Below are 14406 nucleotides of genomic sequence, written 5' to 3'. Positions count from 1 at the left end.
GCTTGCCGCTTCGCGGGCTAAAGCGCAGCCAGCAAATCGGTCTCTTCTCGCGGCGAAAGTCCCGCCTTGCGCTCGCGGTCGAGCCCCAGGGAACGCTCGTGCTCCAGGGCACCGGCCACGGCGTCGGCGAGCGGCATCGGGTTCAGGCCCGCGGCCAGCGCCGGTCCGGGGTCGCGGGCGCCCATCATTTTGAAGTCCTCGGGCAGCCACAGCGGCAGCGACCGCGGGCCGGACCACGGAGCGATCTTCTGGTCAACGAGGACCGACTCCGGCACCGGCACCAACTCGACGTCGGTGCCGACCGCGTCCGCGATCCCGCGCAGCAGCTCACCGAGCGGGACGGCGGGACCATTGCCGTCGAACGTCCCCTTGAGCCCCTTCACGGCGGCGTCGACGATCCACGCGGCCAGGTCCCGGGTGTCCACATAGCTCATCTGCTGGTCCACCTCGGGCACCGCGACCCGACCGCCGCGCGCCATCCGGGCGGGCCAGTAACCGAAGCGGTCGCTGCCGTCACCGGGTCCGGTGATCAAGCCGGACCGCAGGATGAAGGCGTCGGGACGTGCGGCGAGGACGGCGTTCTCGCTCGCGACCTTGATGTTGCCGTACAGCTCCTGGACGTCGTCCACCTCGCGCGGAGGAAGCAGTTCGTCGCTGCCGGTGCGGTGGTCGGCGTAGGCGCTGATGGAGGAGACGAACGTCCAGTGCCCCGCCCGGCCGCCGAGCGTGTCGAGCGCCCGCCGCACCCAGGAGTACGACAGCCGGGCCACGTCGACCACGGCGTCGAAGTCGCCGGTCAGCGCGTCGAGGCCGTCGTCGGCGTCCCGGTCCACCTTGACCAGCTGGGCGCCGTCCGGCACTCGGCCCGACTCACCTCTCGCCGCGCACACCACGTCGAACCCCCGCCGCACACCCTCCGCGGCGACGGAATGGCTGAGGAAACGGGTACCACCGAGAACAAGGAGTCGCATGGGCCCACCATTGCCGCACTCGCCTGCCGCTGCCACCGTTCTCGCCCAGGGCGAACACCCGTTCTAGCGATCCAGCCGAAAGGGCCGCAAGTCGATCTATCTTGGGTGACGTTGCACGTCTTCGCTGACGAATCCCGCAGAAACCGCCATTACCTCGTTGCCGCCGCCTTCGTCGATGCGCGGGACCTGCACAGGCTGCGCAAGCTGTTGCGCGGAATGTTGCTGCCAGGGCAGTACGAACTGCACTTCAAGAAGGAGACTCCCGCGCGACGTAAAGCGATCATTTCCCGTCTGGCCGCGGAACGGCTCGCAGTTCGGGTGTACCTCGCGACCTGCGGGCAAGGTGAGGAACGGGCTCGGCGCAGCTGCGACCGTGTGACGATCCTGTCCGCCCTCAGGAAACACGTGACCGGGACGGCTCTCGCTTACGAACACCGGAACAGCACTCAGGACGAATTGCTCTGGATCGCGGATGCGGTGGCCTGGTGTTATGGCGCGGGCGGCGACTGGCACCGTCGTCTGGAGCCGATCTTGCAGAAGGTGATTGATCTGGGTGGCGCGCCCTAGACAGCGCGAAGCCCGGTTGCCGACCGTCCGGACGGGAACCGGGCTCACTTCCCTGGCTTACCGCCAGAGCTGACACCAGGTTAGTCCACCCTCCAATCCCAGTCCACCGGGTTCACTCGGTCGTGCTCAGTGGCCCAGGTCACCCGGGAGCCCGCGAACGTCAGGTGAACTCGCAGCTCAGGTAGGCTGCGGCAGTACCGGCCCGCTCGAACTCAGGAGTAGCCCGCCGTGGCCCGAGTCGTCGTCGATGTCATGCCCAAGCCGGAGATCCTCGACCCCCAGGGGCAAGCCGTGGCGCGCGCGCTGCCGCGCCTGGGATTCGATGGTGTGTCCGATGTCCGTCAGGGGAAGCATTTCGAGCTGGAAGTCGACGACTCAGTCGACGACGAGACGCTCGCCAAGATCGCTGAAGGCTTCCTGTCCAACCCCGTTGTCGAGGACTTCGTCGTCCGGCGGGTGGACTCGTGAAAATCGGGGCCGTCACCTTCCCGGGAACGCTGGACGACAGCGACACCATCCGGGCCATCGAGGCGGCGGGCGCTGACGCCGTCGCCCTGTGGCACGGCGACGCCGACCTGCGCGGTGTCGACGCGGTGATCCTGCCTGGCGGGTTCTCCTACGGCGACTACCTGCGGGCGGGCGCCATCGCGCGGTTCGCGCCCGTCATGGACGTCATCATCGACGCCGCCCACAAGGGGATGCCCGTCCTGGGCATCTGCAACGGCTTCCAGGTGCTCTGCGAGGCCGGGCTGCTGCCGGGCGCGCTGCTGCGCAACGCCGGCTTGCACTTCGTGTGCCGCGACCAGTGGCTCAAGGTGGAGAACAACACCACCGCGTGGACGTCCCGGTTCGAGAAGGACGCCGAGATCATCATTCCGGTCAAGAACATGGACGGCCGCTTCACCGCGAGCAAGTCCACTGTGGACGAACTGGAGGGTGAGGGTCGCGTGGTGTTCCGCTACGTCGGCACCAACCCCAACGGCTCGCTCGACGACATCGCGGGCATCAGCGACCCGACCGGTCGCATCGTCGGCCTGATGCCGCACCCCGAGCACGCCATCGACGCGCTCACCGGCCCCAGCGACGACGGTCTGGGCCTGTTCCTGTCCCTCCTCGACTCGGTGGTGACCGCATGATCGACTCGGTCGAACACGCCGCGGCGACGCCGGAGCAGGCGCAGCCCTTCCGCGAGCTGGGCCTCAAGGACGACGAGTACGCCCGCATCCGCGAGATCCTCGGCCGCCGCCCCACCGACGCCGAGCTGGCGATGTACTCGGTGATGTGGAGCGAGCACTGCTCGTACAAGTCGTCCAAGGTGCACTGGAAGCACTGGTCGGCCAACACGACGCCGGAGATGAAGGCGAAGATGCTGGCGGGCATCGGCGAGAACGCCGGTGTCGTGGACATCGGTGACGGCTGGGCGGTCACGTTCAAGCTGGAGTCGCACAACCACCCGTCCTACGTGGAGCCCTACCAGGGCGCCGCGACCGGTGTCGGCGGCATCGTCCGCGACATCATGGCGATGGGTGCCCGCCCGCTCGCGGTGATGGACCCGCTGCGCTTCGGCGCGGCTGACCACCCCGACACCAAGCGCGTGCTGCCCGGTGTCGTCGCCGGTATCGGCGGCTACGGCAACTGCCTGGGCCTGCCGAACATCGGCGGCGAGGTCGTCTTCGACTCCTCCTACCAGGGGAACCCGCTGGTCAACGCGCTGTGCGTCGGTGCGATGCGGTCGGAAGACCTGCACCTCGCGCACGCCTCGGGCACCGGCAACAAGGTCATCCTCTTCGGCGCGCGCACCGGCCTCGACGGCATCGGCGGCGTCTCGGTCCTGGCGAGCGAGACGTTCTCCGGCGACGAGGGCGGCACCGGCCGCAAGAAGCTGCCCGCGGTCCAGGTCGGCGACCCGTTCACCGAGAAGGTGCTCATCGAGTGCTGCCTCGAGCTGTTCCGCGAAGGCATCGTGGTCGGCATCCAGGACCTCGGCGGCGCGGGCCTGTCCTGCGCGACGAGCGAGCTGGCCAGCGCCGGTGACGGCGGCATGCACGTCGAACTCGACCGGGTTCCCTTGCGTGCCACGGGAATGACCCCGGCCGAGATCCTCTCCAGCGAGTCGCAGGAGCGGATGTGCGCGGTGGTCAAGCCGTCCGATGTGGACGCTTTCATGCGCGTCTGCGAGAAGTGGGACGTCATCGCCACCGAGATCGGCGAGGTAACCGAGGGCGACCGGCTGATCATCACCTGGCAGGGTGAGACCGTCGTCGACGTGCCGCCGCGCACCGTCGCGCACGAGGGCCCGATGTACGAGCGCCCGATCGCCCGCCCGGCCGATCAGGACGACCTGATCGCCGACGGCGCCGAGAAGCTCGCCCGTCCGTCCACTTCGGACGAACTGCGGGCCGAGGTGCTGCGGATGATCTCCTCGCCGAACCTGGCCTCGCGCCGCTGGGTCACCGAGCAGTACGACCGCTATGTCCGCGGTGGCACGGTTCTGGCGCAGCCGTCGGACTCCGGCATGATCCGCATCGACGAGGAGACCGGCCGCGGCGTGGCCCTGGCGACCGACTGCAACGCGCGGTTCGTCAAGCTCGACCCGTACACCGGCACCCAGCTCGCGCTGGCCGAGGCGTACCGCAACGTCGCCGTCTCCGGCGCCACCCCGCTCGCGGTGACGAACTGCCTCAACTTCGGCTCCCCCGAGGACCCGGGCGTGATGTGGCAGTTCGAGCAGGCCGTGCGCGGTCTGGCCGAGGGCTGCAAGGAACTGGGCATCCCGGTCACCGGCGGCAACGTCAGCTTCTACAACCAGACCGGCAGCACGGCGATCCTGCCGACCCCGGTCGTCGGTGTCCTCGGTGTCATCGACGACGTCCGCCGCCGCATCCCCACCGGCATCGGCGCGGAAGCGGGCGAGACCCTGCTGCTGCTGGGCGACACCCGCGACGAGTTCGGCGGCTCCGAGTGGGCGCACGTGGTCCACGGCCACCTCGGCGGCGTGCCGCCGAAGGTCGACCTGGCCCGGGAGAAGCTCATCGGCGAGATCCTCGTGGCGGGCTCCCGCGACGGCATGATCTCCGCCGCGCACGACCTGTCCGACGGTGGCCTCGTCCAGACCCTGGTCGAGACGTGCCTCATCGGCGAGGTCGGCGCCCGGGTCTTCCTCGACCCGGACCAGGACCCGTTCGTCCAGCTGTTCAGCGAGTCGGCGGGTCGCGTCCTCGTGGCCGTCCCCCGCTCGGAGGAACTCCGCTTCACCGAGATGTGCGCCGCGCGCGGGCTGCCTTGCCGCCGCACCGGCGTCGTCGACCCGGAGTCGGAGGCGCTGGAAATCCAGGACGTGGCGACGTTCCCGCTGGAGGAACTGCGCACCGCCTGGGAGGGCACACTTCCCGCCCTGTTCGGCTGAGTCGCAGAGTTACAGCGGCCGGGTCGCGAACCGCGACCCGGCCGTTCTCAGCCCGCGGTCACGAGTGCGCACTCCGAGGACTGAGCGGAGAATTCGAACTCGAACACCTTCGACCCGTCCTCCTGCTTCTTCGGGCTGATCGACACACTCAAACTCACGCCCGAAGCCTTCGCCTGAAAATATCCGGGCTGCCCGGGACGCTCGTCGACCGTGAGGCCGGACGGCAGCCGGTCGATGATCTTCCGCTCCAGCGCGGCCGGGTCGGTGGCGGCGTCGAGTTGATGTTCGGTCGACCCGGACCATTGGACACCACGTGGACCGTTCTTCTCACCGCACGTCGACAGCGACAGGCCGCCCGCGCTTTCGATCTTGCCCGAGGCCGGGAATTTCCGGTGGTCCAACGCTTTCCCGATGACCTCGTGAACCGCCTCCGCTGCCGCCACGGCGGGCCCGAGCTGCGCCGACAGCGCCGATTTCTGGCCGGGTGTCAGCTCCGGGCGGACGTCGACCGACAGCTCCTGGTGCCGACCGGAGATAGAGCACTTCGCTTGTTCCGCCCGGACTTTCGACCCGCGCAGGGCGAACTTGACGTTGTTCGGTCCGACGAGGAACAGGTCGAACCCCTCCGCCCGCTGCGGCTGCCATCCGGCGGAGATACCCGCTGACCGCAGCTTGTCCGCCGATCCCTCGGGAACCTGCGCGTCCGCCCACATCGCGACCTGCTCGTCGCCCGGCGCGTCCAAGACGCTGCCGCACGTGAGGGCCTCGAAGGTCGGCGAAGAGCCTGATCCCACGGTCGACAGCATGCTGTTGACCGCTGACTTGAAGTCCTCGGAAACGGTGGCGGGCTTCGATTCGGCGCACGCGGCACTGGTCACGACGACCAGTGCCGCGATCACCGCGACGTTCCTCAAGGCTGGCGCTCCACTTTGTACTGGTGTGAGTCGGCACTCTTGCCGTCCAGAAATGCTCCCGCACTGTCGATGAACCCGCGGACGGACGGGTCGTTGCCGCCGTCGAGCTGACGGGCCGCGGCCTCGTAGTTGCCGTCCTTGCCGTCAGGGCCGCTGATCGCGTGGTTGCCGCCCGCGGTGTTGGTCTGGTTGTCGAACTTCACCGTGGTGCGGTTGTCGGCGTCCGGGTTCTCGCGCGCGTCGAGGTGCGGGACGACGTCGCCGTTGTTCTCCAGCGACAGCATCTGCACGCTGTCGGGGATCGGGATGTTGCCTACCGGCGAGCCCGCGGTCACGACGTGGGTGACGTTGTAGGTGCCGTTGTTGACGAAGTCGTTGGCCGCCCGCGCGGCGACGATGCCGCCCTGGCTGTGGCCCACGAGCATGACCGGCGCGTCCTTCGGCACTCCGGCGTCGCGCAGCGCCTGCTCGATGCCTTCCTGCAGCACGGTTTCGTTGCCCGCGATGCCGTCGATGTTCGTGCCGAAGTCGTTGGCGTTGTTCTTGTCGTCCATCAACGGCGCGTTCCACACCTTGGTGCCGGGAATGTCGACCACGTACCCGGTGATCTTGCCGTGCTCGTCCTTGATGGTCCGCACGTCGATATTGCTGCCTTCGCCGGGCTTGTCGCTGTTCTGCCCGTTGCGGTAGTCAAGCCCGTCCATCAGGTCGCCGAGGTTCTGCGGCGCCGTGGCGGTGCGCGGGTCGAAGTCAGGACCCTGATCGATGAGTTTCGGGTCGCCGTCCGGATAGAGCGCTGCCAGGGACTCGGTCAGCGTCGCCAAGGTCGAGGGCAGGCCCAGCGCGCTCAGGGCGCCAGGGGACATGCCGAGGATCGTGTCGATCATGCCCGGGTGCGCGACCAGCCATTTCTGCCAGTCGCCGTCGTAGTTCAGGTAGACGTCCGCCGCGATCGCACCTGCGCTCGCAACACCGAGAAGCGGGTTCGTCGCGACCGCCGCGCCCGCCAGCCAGCGGCTGGCTTCCAGGGCCTTGGCGTTCAGGTCGTCGACGAACTGGTACGCCTGGTTGGTGGCCTGCAGCGTCAGCCCCCGCACGCCGATCGCGGCCGAGGTGGCGGTGAGGCCGCTGGGGCCGTCGAGCGCGCCGAGCATCGTGGCCTCGAACTTGGCCAGGCCACCGGGGTTGAGGATGCCCGACGCCAGCACATCCGGGTCCACCAGGTACTTGTGGCTGGTCATGGCGATCGTCAGGGTGGAGCCCGCGACGTCGTCGGTGAGGTCGCCCATGGCGGCGAGGTCCTCGTAGAACGCGTCGGAGCCGCCCGCTCCGCCGGTGACGCTGAGGTTGCTGACGCCGGGTCCGGTCTCGCTCATGCCAGCGCCTCCGCCACGAACGGGGTCAGCCAGACCCCGAGGTCTTCCCGCGCGACCGGCGTGAGGTCCACGAGCTTTCGTTCCGATCCGGTCGCCGAAGGCGCGACGCCGACCCAGCCCGCGTCGGTGTGCAGCCACGTCACCTGCGCGGTGCGGACACCGTCGCCGACCAGCGCGGTGACCAGGCAGCGCAGCAGGCCGTCGGTGCGGCGGACTACCTCGGTGGCGAACTTGGCCTCCGCCTCCGGCAGCTTCAACTCCGCGAGCACGTACGCGGGCGCGTCCGGGTCGCCTTCGCGCAGGAGGTCGGCGACGCCCAGTTCGTGCAGGGCGGCCAGGGGGACGGAACCGCGCAGCGGCTCGACGCCCTCCGGGTCGTCCAAGGCGGACCCGATGCCCTCGGACACCTCGGCGGGCACGGCCCGCACAAGTTCGCGGCCGAGGTCGACGGCGGTGAACATCGACAGCTCCACACCGCCGTCGGGCAGCATGAACAGTGAGGCGCCGACGGGTCCGGCCAGCGCGTGCAGGCTGCGGGAACCGCGGGTGCCCGCGGTCGCGGTGGTGTCGAACATGATCTTCGGCGCGGCGAGGACCCGCAGGTTCGACTCGACCGACGGGTGGACCTTGAGCAGATCTCCCGACCCGGTGAAGACGCCCTTGCCGACCAGCGCGTCGCCCTCGGCGCCGGTCGCGATCTCGGGTGCGGGCTCCCACTCGGGAGGCAGGCTGACGCCCAGCTTGGCCACCAGGAAGGCGAACTCCCCGGCGGTCAGCGTGAGCCGGTGCGGCGCGACGGTCGTGGCCATGGTCACGCGACCCCCTGCGCCTGCATGAACTTGCCGACCTCGAGCCACTGCTTGTCGCCCGCGGGCGGCAGGTTGTCGGGCTGGTAGCGCCAGCCCTCCCACGGAGGCCGCGGCGGCGACGGGGCGTCCCCGCCCCCGCCGAACACGCCGGTCACCGTGTCGACCATGTCGCCGACCATGTTCTTGAAGCTCTCGACGGCCTTGTTGAACCGGTCGATGGCGCCGTTGAACCAGTTGACCACCGATTCGGCGATCCGCTTGATGGCGGCGATCAGCTCGCGGACCTCCTGGGCGTGCTGACGCAGGACGGCGGCGGCCTCGTCGAGCTTGGTCGCGGTGCCGTCGAGGGTCTTGCGGTCGCCCGCGATGGTCTCCCGGCAGCGGTCGGCGGCGATGGACTTCCACCGCATTTCCACGGCCTGCTTGTCCATGCCCTCGCCGTGCGTGCGGACCTCGTCCGCCCGCCGCTCGATCTGCCCCGCGAGCCGGTCGAGCTCGTCGGGGTCCCCGTAGAACGCCATGCCGCTACCCCCAGGGTGCCGGGTCGTCACCGAACCTTACGAGACGTGTAGACGGTGGCGCGGTTGTTTCGGTTCCCTATCGCTCGGCTGGCCCGGGTTCGGTGCCGAAGCGCAGCCACTCGTGGAATCGGGCACCGTCGAACTTCGTGGGGCCGAGAAACTCCGTGGCGGTCAGGTCGACCGGCCCCCGCGCCCGGAATCCGGAGAACCATGCTTTGCGGTGGAAGACCATGTGGTGGGCGTGCAGGATTCCGTGGCTCACCGCGCCGGTGAACCACACGCTGCCCAGCATCTCCGAACCCCACAGCGAGTTCGAGTTGTGCAGCTTGGCCCACCGCAGCACCAGGGTCCCGACGACCCGTTCGGAGATGTCGAAGTACTCCAGGTCGGCGCCGGTCAGGTCGAGGTTGTAGCGCTCCGGCTCGGCGGTTCCCCGCTTCGGCAGCAGGTCTTCGATCACCCGCTGCGCGGTCAGGCGCACCTGGCTCTCCCGCAGGTCCACATTCGTGCGGTCGAACGGCATCCGCAGGTAGGAACAGACGACGTCGAGCACAGTCTGCGTGTAGTACGGCCGGCTTCGCGCCAGACCGGTGAGCGCGTGCAGGGCGCCGACACGAACCTGGTCGGCCGGGTTGCCCAGCAGTTCGACCGCGCGCGCGAACCGCTCGTCGGCCACACGTTCGCGATCGTGGTCCGCGCGCGCGAGTTCGAGTTCCTGCCTGCCGCGCTCGATCACCTGCCGCTCATCCTCGACTTGCCGCTTGCGGTCGTTGAGCCACAGGGCATAGAGCGCCACGACCGACCCCGCCGCCAGGCCGCCGGTCTTCAGCGCCTCCCCGCGGTCGGGGTTGGCGCCGGTCAGCAGCCAGCCGGTGACCAGGGCGAGCAACCCGGCCGCGACGAGCACGGTGCCGACGAGCGGCAAGCCGGTCTTCCCCCGCCGCGCGGCCAGGCGGGACAGGGCGAAGGCGGCGAGACCCGCCACCAGGGCGCTGAGGCCCGCGACTACGAACACTGTGCTGTTCATCGCGCGACAACTTAGCTCCCCGGTGGTGGGCCTGGGGTCAGCCCAGCGCGAGTGCCCTCAACCGGTCGTACGCGCCGTTGAAGTAGTCCTGGTCGATCGGCGAATCCGAGTACTGCCAGAAGGTCCAGTAACCCCAGTTGTACGGCAGGGTCCCCACGGTCGTGTTGTAGCGCGCCACCCACAGCGGATTGGTGCTGGCAAACGCTTGCGCGGTGCCGACGCACTGCGACCACCAGCTGGTGGAGGTGTAGATGACCACGTCACGGCCCGTTCGGGACCGGTAGGTGTTGCTGAAGTCCCGGATCCACGCGGCCATCCCCGCCTGCGTCTTGCCGTAACAGGTGCCGCCGTAGGGGTTGTACTCGATGTCGAGCACTCCGGGCAGCGTCTTCCCGTCCCGGGACCAGCCGCCGCCGTTGGACGCGAAGTACCCGGCCTGGGTCGCGCCGCTCGACTTGTCCGGCAGCGCGAAGTGGTAGGCGCCGCGGATCATGCCCACGTTGTAGGAGCCGTTGTACTGCTGGGCGAAGTACGGGTTCTTGTAGCCCGTTCCCTCGGTCGCCTTCACGTAGGCGAAGCGCTTTCCCTGGTTCCACCAATGGTTCCAGTCGACGTTGCCCTGCCAGCCGGAGACGTCGATTCCGGCCACCACGGCCATCGTGCCCACGTCCGTGGGTTTGCCGTGCACCCCTTCGTGTTTGCGGATCTGCGAACCCATCGGATGGTCGTCGGGTGGAGCGGCGCTCGCCGGCATGGTCAAGCCGGTGACCAGTAGCAATGTCGCCAGAACGGTTAACAGGCCGCGCAGGGTGGGGGTCATGTGGAGGTTCCTTCCGAGTCGCCCTCTCGCGGTGATCACCGGCACGTGATCACCGTTCTCGGCAGTGTGATCCAACAACTACCCACTTGTCATGGCTCCATGTGAATGATTCACCATTACCCGTATGGCCTCAGTAATCACCGCATACCAAGGTCGGGAGCGGAGGAAGACCTACTCCCAGTGGTAGTCGGTCGATCGCGTCAGGTGAACACCTCTGTCCGGGGTGGCTACCTGGCGTTGAACAGGGGAAACTGTGCGTCTAGCGAGCAAGGGGTGATGGGTGGACTGCGCACCGGGCGAGCGCGACGCATTCGCTGAACTGTGGGCGACCGCGCTGACCGCGACAGGCTATGTGGCGTTGACAAGCGGCGAATTCGTTGTCCAGGTCGGCCGCTACGCCCAATCCCTGGTGGCGGCGCTCGGCTCCGACTCGTTCGACCCGGCCCCGGTCGCCCGGGTGGGCGCCTCCCTGGTCGAACTCGGCCTCACCTCGCCGGAGACCCTCGCGGGTTCCGTCCAGCTCATCGGTGAGCGGCTCCCTCGCCTCGTGGGCGAAGACCGCGCACATCTGCTGCCCGCGCTGCTGTCGGCGTTCGCCGGGGGCTTCACGACCGCCATGCGGCAGCGGATCTTCCGCGACCAGGAGGAGATCCGCCAAGCGGTGATGGACGCCCGGCGCGGCGCGGAGACCGCGCTGCTGGCCAGCGAGGCCCGGTTCAAGGCGATGTTCACCCAGACCGCCGTGGGCATCGCGATCACCGACTCGAACGGCACGCTGGTCGAGGTCAACTCCGCGTGCGCCCGGATGTTCGACTACCCCGTCGAGAAGATGCCCGGCATGCACGTCGACGACCTGCGCTACCCCGACGAGCCCTCCGCGATGCGCAGGCCACTCAAGGAGTTGCTCACCGGTCGACGCGACAGCTATCGGATGGAGCGCATGCTGCGCAAGTCCGACGGCAGTCCATTGTGGACCGACCTGTCGGTGACGCTGGTGCGCGACGAGGCCGGGGCGCCGCAGTTCGTCGTCGGAATGCTGGAGGACATCACCGAACGGCACCTGCTCGAACAGCGCCTCCGACACCAGGCCAACCACGACCCCTTGACCGGCCTGGGCAACCGGGCGCTGTTCACCGAGCGGCTCAACGCCGCGTTCGCCAAGGGCGGCGACCACCGCGTCGGCATCTGCTACCTCGACCTCGACGGCTTCAAGGTCATCAACGACAGCCTCGGCCATGACATCGGCGACGAACTGCTGGCCGCGGTCGCCATCCGCCTCGAAGGCCTGGTCTCCGGACCCGACCGGCTGGTCGCGCGGATGGGCGGCGACGAGTTCGTCGTGCTGATGGAGCACTGCGAGAGCATCGACGAGGTCATCGCGCTGGCCGAGCGGATCCTCGCGGCGTTCGCCGTGCCGGTGCGGATCGGCGGCCACCGGCTGTCGGTCTCGGCCAGCATCGGCCTGGTGGAGCGGCCCGTCGCGGGCACCACGCCCGCCGAGACCATGCGCGACGCCGACGTCACGCTGTACTGGGCCAAGGCGGACGGCAAGAACCGCTGGGCGGGCTACAACTACGAGCGCAACGCGCGTGAGGTCGCCCGGTTCACCCTCGCCGCCCGGATGCCCGCGGCGGTGGAGAGCGAAGAGTTCTATGTGGACTACCAGCCGATCGTCCGGCTCGCCGACGGCAAGCTCGTCGGCGTCGAAGCCCTTGTGCGGTGGTCACATCCGGAGTTCGGCAGGCTCGGGCCCGACCAGTTCATCGGCCTGGCCGAGGAGACCGGGCTGATCGTGCCGCTGGGCCGCTGGGTACTGCGCGAGGCCACCAGGCAGGCCCGCCGCTGGCGGGACATCTACGGGGACCAGGCGCCGTGGGTCAGCGTCAACGTCGCCGCCCGGCAGACCGTGGAACCCACCCTGGTCGACGACATCGCGACGATCCTGCGCGCCGCCGAGCTTCCACCGTCGAGCATCCAGCTGGAACTGACCGAGTCGGCCATCATGGCCACCACCGGAGTCCCGCTGGAAGCCCTGCGCGCCTTGTCGGACATGGGGGTGCGGATCGCCATCGACGACTTCGGCACCGGCTACTCCAACTTGGCCTACCTGCGGCACCTCCCGGTGCACTCGATCAAGCTCGCGGGCCGGTTCATGGAGGGCCTGCGCGCCGCGCCGGACGCCGACGAGGCCGACGCGCGCATCGTGTCGACGCTCGTCGAACTGGCGCACGCGCTGGGCCACGACGTGGTCGCCGAAGGCGTCGAGGACCCGGAGCAGGCCGAGCGGCTGCGGCTGATCGGCTGCGACACCGCTCAGGGCTGGCTGTTCGCCAAGCCCGGCCCGCCGGAGGAGATCGAGCGCTGGCTCGAATCCTGAGTCAGTCGCTCGATCCCGATGACCCGCAACAGATCCAGTGCGACCGAGCCCGGTGATCCCGGCTCCGCTGAGTAGATCACGATCTTCTGGTCGGTCTCCGGGACCACCAGTGCGTCGCAGTTCAGCTCGATCCGGCCCAGCTCCGGGTGGACGATCTGCTTGGTCGCCGTGTGCCGGTAGGCCGGGATCTGCTGTTCCCACAGCTCGGCGAATCGGCGGCTTCCCTTACGCAGCTTGGTGATGAGCAACCTGAGGTCGGGGTCGTCGGGGTACCTCGCGGCGACGGTCTGCAGCTCGCCGACGAGCACCAGGTCCGTGGCCGCCTCGTCGGCGTGCGCGACGGGATCGTGGTCACCGAGAAAACGTTGCCAGAGCAGGTTTCGCTCCTCGATCGGCCACTTCGAGAAGTCGCCCAGCAGGGCGGCGGCGAGCGGGTTCCACGCCAGCACAGTGCCTTTCGCGTCGAGCAGGACGGCGGGCAGGTCGGCGAAGCGGTCGAGCAGCCTGCGGACACTGGGTCGGACAAGGCTGGGGACGCTGTTCGCGTTCGGGGCGCGCACGCCCGCGAGGGTGTGGAGGTGGTCGCGCTCGGTCTCGTCGAGCCGCAGGGCGCGGGCCAACGCGCCCAGCACCGACGCCGAGGGGTGGGCGCCGCGGCCCTGTTCCATTCGGCTGACGTAGTCCACGGAGATGCCTGCCAGCTGGGCCACTTCCTCGCGGCGCAACCCGGGGGTCCGCCTGCGCGTGCCCGCAGGCAGCCCGACGTCGGAAGGGGTGAGCCGGGCCCGCCAGGCGGCCAGCGCGGCGGCGAGTCCCTGTCTGTCCATCTCCCCATCGTGCCCCAGCCGATGCCCGGCAGGCAGGGACAACCTGTCCCTGGCTGCCCGGCACGGGGGGATCGACAGTGGAGTCATGACCACGACCGCGCTGATCACCGGCGCCAACAAAGGACTCGGCTTCGAAGCCGCCCGCGTGCTGACCGGCCGGGGCTGGACCGTGCTGCTCGCCGTGCGTGACCCCGAGCGCGGCGCGGCCGCCGCGGCCAAGCTCGGCGCGTCCGCCCACGTCGTCGCGATGGACGTGACCTCCGACGCGTCGGTCGTCTCCGCCGCCGACCTGGTCGCCGACCGCTTCGGGCTCATCGACGTGCTCATCAACAACGCGGGCATCGGCGGCCCGTGGTCCTCGCCCGAGGAGATGACCGCAGACGAGGTCCGCGGCGTGTACGACACCAACGTCTTCGGCCCGATCCGGGTGACCCGCGCGTTCCTTCCCTTGCTGCGCAAGTCATCCGCGCCGCGAATCGTCAACGTGTCCAGCGGGATGGGCTCGTTCGCCATCACCACCGACCCGGAACGGCTGGAGTCGACGCTGGTGTCGATCGGCTACCCGACGTCGAAGGCGGCGCTGAACGCGGTGACCCTCCACTACGCGAAGGCGCTTCCCGGCATGCGGGTCAACGCTGTCGATCCCGGCTACACCGCCACGGACATCAACGGGCACAGCGGAACGCAGACGGTGGCCGAGGGTGTCGAGTCCATCGTCGCGATGGCGACGGTGCCACCGGACGGCCCGACCGGCGGCTACTTCGACCGCCACGGGCCGATCCCTTGGTAGG

General features: G+C 69.2%; 14 protein-coding genes. 6 read left to right on the top strand and 8 right to left on the bottom strand.

The window, feature by feature from the left end:
• Window positions 1–17 precede the first annotated feature (17 nt).
• Entirely contained in the window at window positions 18–971 is a 954-nt protein-coding gene (locus C8E96_RS06985) for a Rossmann-fold NAD(P)-binding domain-containing protein (RefSeq protein WP_091376327.1), read from the bottom strand.
• A 105-nt stretch (window positions 972–1076) separates the two neighbouring features.
• On the opposite strand from C8E96_RS06985, the gene C8E96_RS06980 reads away from it, so the two are divergent.
• The 4 genes from C8E96_RS06980 to purL all read left to right on the top strand — a co-directional run bounded on the left by C8E96_RS06980 (window position 1077) and on the right by purL (window position 4944).
• Window positions 1077–1538, top strand: a complete 462-nt coding sequence (locus tag C8E96_RS06980; RefSeq protein ID WP_091376322.1) for a hypothetical protein — start codon at window positions 1077–1079, stop codon at window positions 1536–1538.
• 228 nt (window positions 1539–1766) lie between these two features.
• Window positions 1767–2006: a phosphoribosylformylglycinamidine synthase subunit PurS gene (gene purS / locus C8E96_RS06975; protein WP_054052885.1), complete on the top strand. Its 240-nt coding sequence runs from the start codon at window positions 1767–1769 to the stop codon at window positions 2004–2006.
• Window positions 2003–2674, top strand: a complete 672-nt coding sequence (purQ, locus tag C8E96_RS06970) for a phosphoribosylformylglycinamidine synthase subunit PurQ (protein WP_091376320.1) — start codon at window positions 2003–2005, stop codon at window positions 2672–2674. Before purS ends, purQ begins: the two co-directional genes overlap by 4 nt.
• Complete coding sequence (gene purL / locus C8E96_RS06965; protein WP_091376317.1) at window positions 2671–4944, top strand: phosphoribosylformylglycinamidine synthase subunit PurL; 2274 nt, start codon at window positions 2671–2673, stop codon at window positions 4942–4944. Before purQ ends, purL begins: the two co-directional genes overlap by 4 nt.
• A 47-nt stretch (window positions 4945–4991) precedes the next feature.
• Here the strand turns inward: purL and C8E96_RS06960 are convergent, their stop codons facing one another.
• The 6 genes from C8E96_RS06960 to C8E96_RS06935 form a co-directional block, all read right to left on the bottom strand.
• Window positions 4992–5858 (bottom strand): hypothetical protein, encoded by an 867-nt coding sequence (locus C8E96_RS06960; protein ID WP_133794225.1) that lies wholly within the window; start codon window positions 5856–5858, stop codon window positions 4992–4994.
• Complete coding sequence (locus tag C8E96_RS06955; protein ID WP_091376310.1) at window positions 5855–7234, bottom strand: lipase family protein; 1380 nt, start codon at window positions 7232–7234, stop codon at window positions 5855–5857. Before C8E96_RS06955 ends, C8E96_RS06960 begins: the two co-directional genes overlap by 4 nt.
• A complete protein-coding gene (locus tag C8E96_RS06950; RefSeq protein WP_091574901.1) occupies window positions 7231–8049 on the bottom strand; it encodes an ESX secretion-associated protein EspG in 819 nt (272 codons plus the stop codon). The genes C8E96_RS06955 and C8E96_RS06950 overlap by 4 nt, the downstream gene beginning before the upstream one ends.
• Window positions 8046–8564 carry a WXG100 family type VII secretion target gene (locus C8E96_RS06945; RefSeq protein ID WP_091376304.1) on the bottom strand — a complete coding sequence of 173 codons (519 nt, stop codon included), beginning with the start codon at window positions 8562–8564 and terminating at the stop codon, window positions 8046–8048. The genes C8E96_RS06950 and C8E96_RS06945 overlap by 4 nt, the downstream gene beginning before the upstream one ends.
• Before the next feature lie 76 nt (window positions 8565–8640).
• Window positions 8641–9591: a hypothetical protein gene (locus tag C8E96_RS06940; RefSeq protein WP_133794223.1), complete on the bottom strand. Its 951-nt coding sequence runs from the start codon at window positions 9589–9591 to the stop codon at window positions 8641–8643.
• A gap of 37 nt (window positions 9592–9628) precedes the next feature.
• Window positions 9629–10345: a lysozyme gene (locus C8E96_RS06935; RefSeq protein ID WP_228769974.1), complete on the bottom strand. Its 717-nt coding sequence runs from the start codon at window positions 10343–10345 to the stop codon at window positions 9629–9631.
• A gap of 346 nt (window positions 10346–10691) precedes the next feature.
• On the opposite strand from C8E96_RS06935, the gene C8E96_RS06930 reads away from it, so the two are divergent.
• Window positions 10692–12788, top strand: coding sequence for a putative bifunctional diguanylate cyclase/phosphodiesterase (locus C8E96_RS06930; protein WP_176926775.1), 2097 nt, complete (start codon window positions 10692–10694; stop codon window positions 12786–12788).
• On the opposite strand, the gene C8E96_RS06925 is transcribed toward C8E96_RS06930, so the two are convergent.
• Window positions 12725–13615: a helix-turn-helix transcriptional regulator gene (locus C8E96_RS06925; protein WP_091376293.1), complete on the bottom strand. Its 891-nt coding sequence runs from the start codon at window positions 13613–13615 to the stop codon at window positions 12725–12727. The genes C8E96_RS06930 and C8E96_RS06925 overlap by 64 nt on opposite strands.
• 85 nt (window positions 13616–13700) lie before the next feature.
• On the opposite strand from C8E96_RS06925, the gene C8E96_RS06920 reads away from it, so the two are divergent.
• On the top strand, window positions 13701–14405 hold the full coding sequence (locus C8E96_RS06920; protein ID WP_091376290.1) for an SDR family NAD(P)-dependent oxidoreductase: 705 nt from the start codon (window positions 13701–13703) through the stop codon (window positions 14403–14405).
• Window position 14406 lies beyond the last annotated feature (1 nt).

It is taken from the genome of Actinokineospora alba (assembly GCF_004362515.1).
Lineage (GTDB): Bacteria > Actinomycetota > Actinomycetes > Mycobacteriales > Pseudonocardiaceae > Actinokineospora > Actinokineospora alba.
The sequence above is the reverse complement of the archived record's forward strand: the minus strand, read 5'-3'. Positions and strand labels throughout refer to the sequence as shown.

Bases quoted from the DNA above. Each gene is read 5' to 3' on its own strand.
- C8E96_RS06985 (WP_091376327.1), bottom strand. From the start codon at position 971: ATGCGACTCCTTGTTCTCGGTGGTACCCGTTTCCTCAGCCATTCCGTC.
- purL (WP_091376317.1), top strand. From the start codon at position 2,671: ATGATCGACTCGGTCGAACACGCCGCGGCGACGCCGGAGCAGGCGCAG.
- C8E96_RS06955 (WP_091376310.1), bottom strand. From the start codon at position 7,234: ATGAGCGAGACCGGACCCGGCGTCAGCAACCTCAGCGTCACCGGCGGA.
- C8E96_RS06945 (WP_091376304.1), bottom strand. From the start codon at position 8,564: ATGGCGTTCTACGGGGACCCCGACGAGCTCGACCGGCTCGCGGGGCAG.
- C8E96_RS06940 (WP_133794223.1), bottom strand. From the start codon at position 9,591: ATGAACAGCACAGTGTTCGTAGTCGCGGGCCTCAGCGCCCTGGTGGCG.
- C8E96_RS06935 (WP_228769974.1), bottom strand. From the start codon at position 10,345: ATGCCGGCGAGCGCCGCTCCACCCGACGACCATCCGATGGGTTCGCAG.
- C8E96_RS06925 (WP_091376293.1), bottom strand. From the start codon at position 13,615: ATGGACAGACAGGGACTCGCCGCCGCGCTGGCCGCCTGGCGGGCCCGG.
- C8E96_RS06920 (WP_091376290.1), top strand. From the start codon at position 13,701: ATGACCACGACCGCGCTGATCACCGGCGCCAACAAAGGACTCGGCTTC.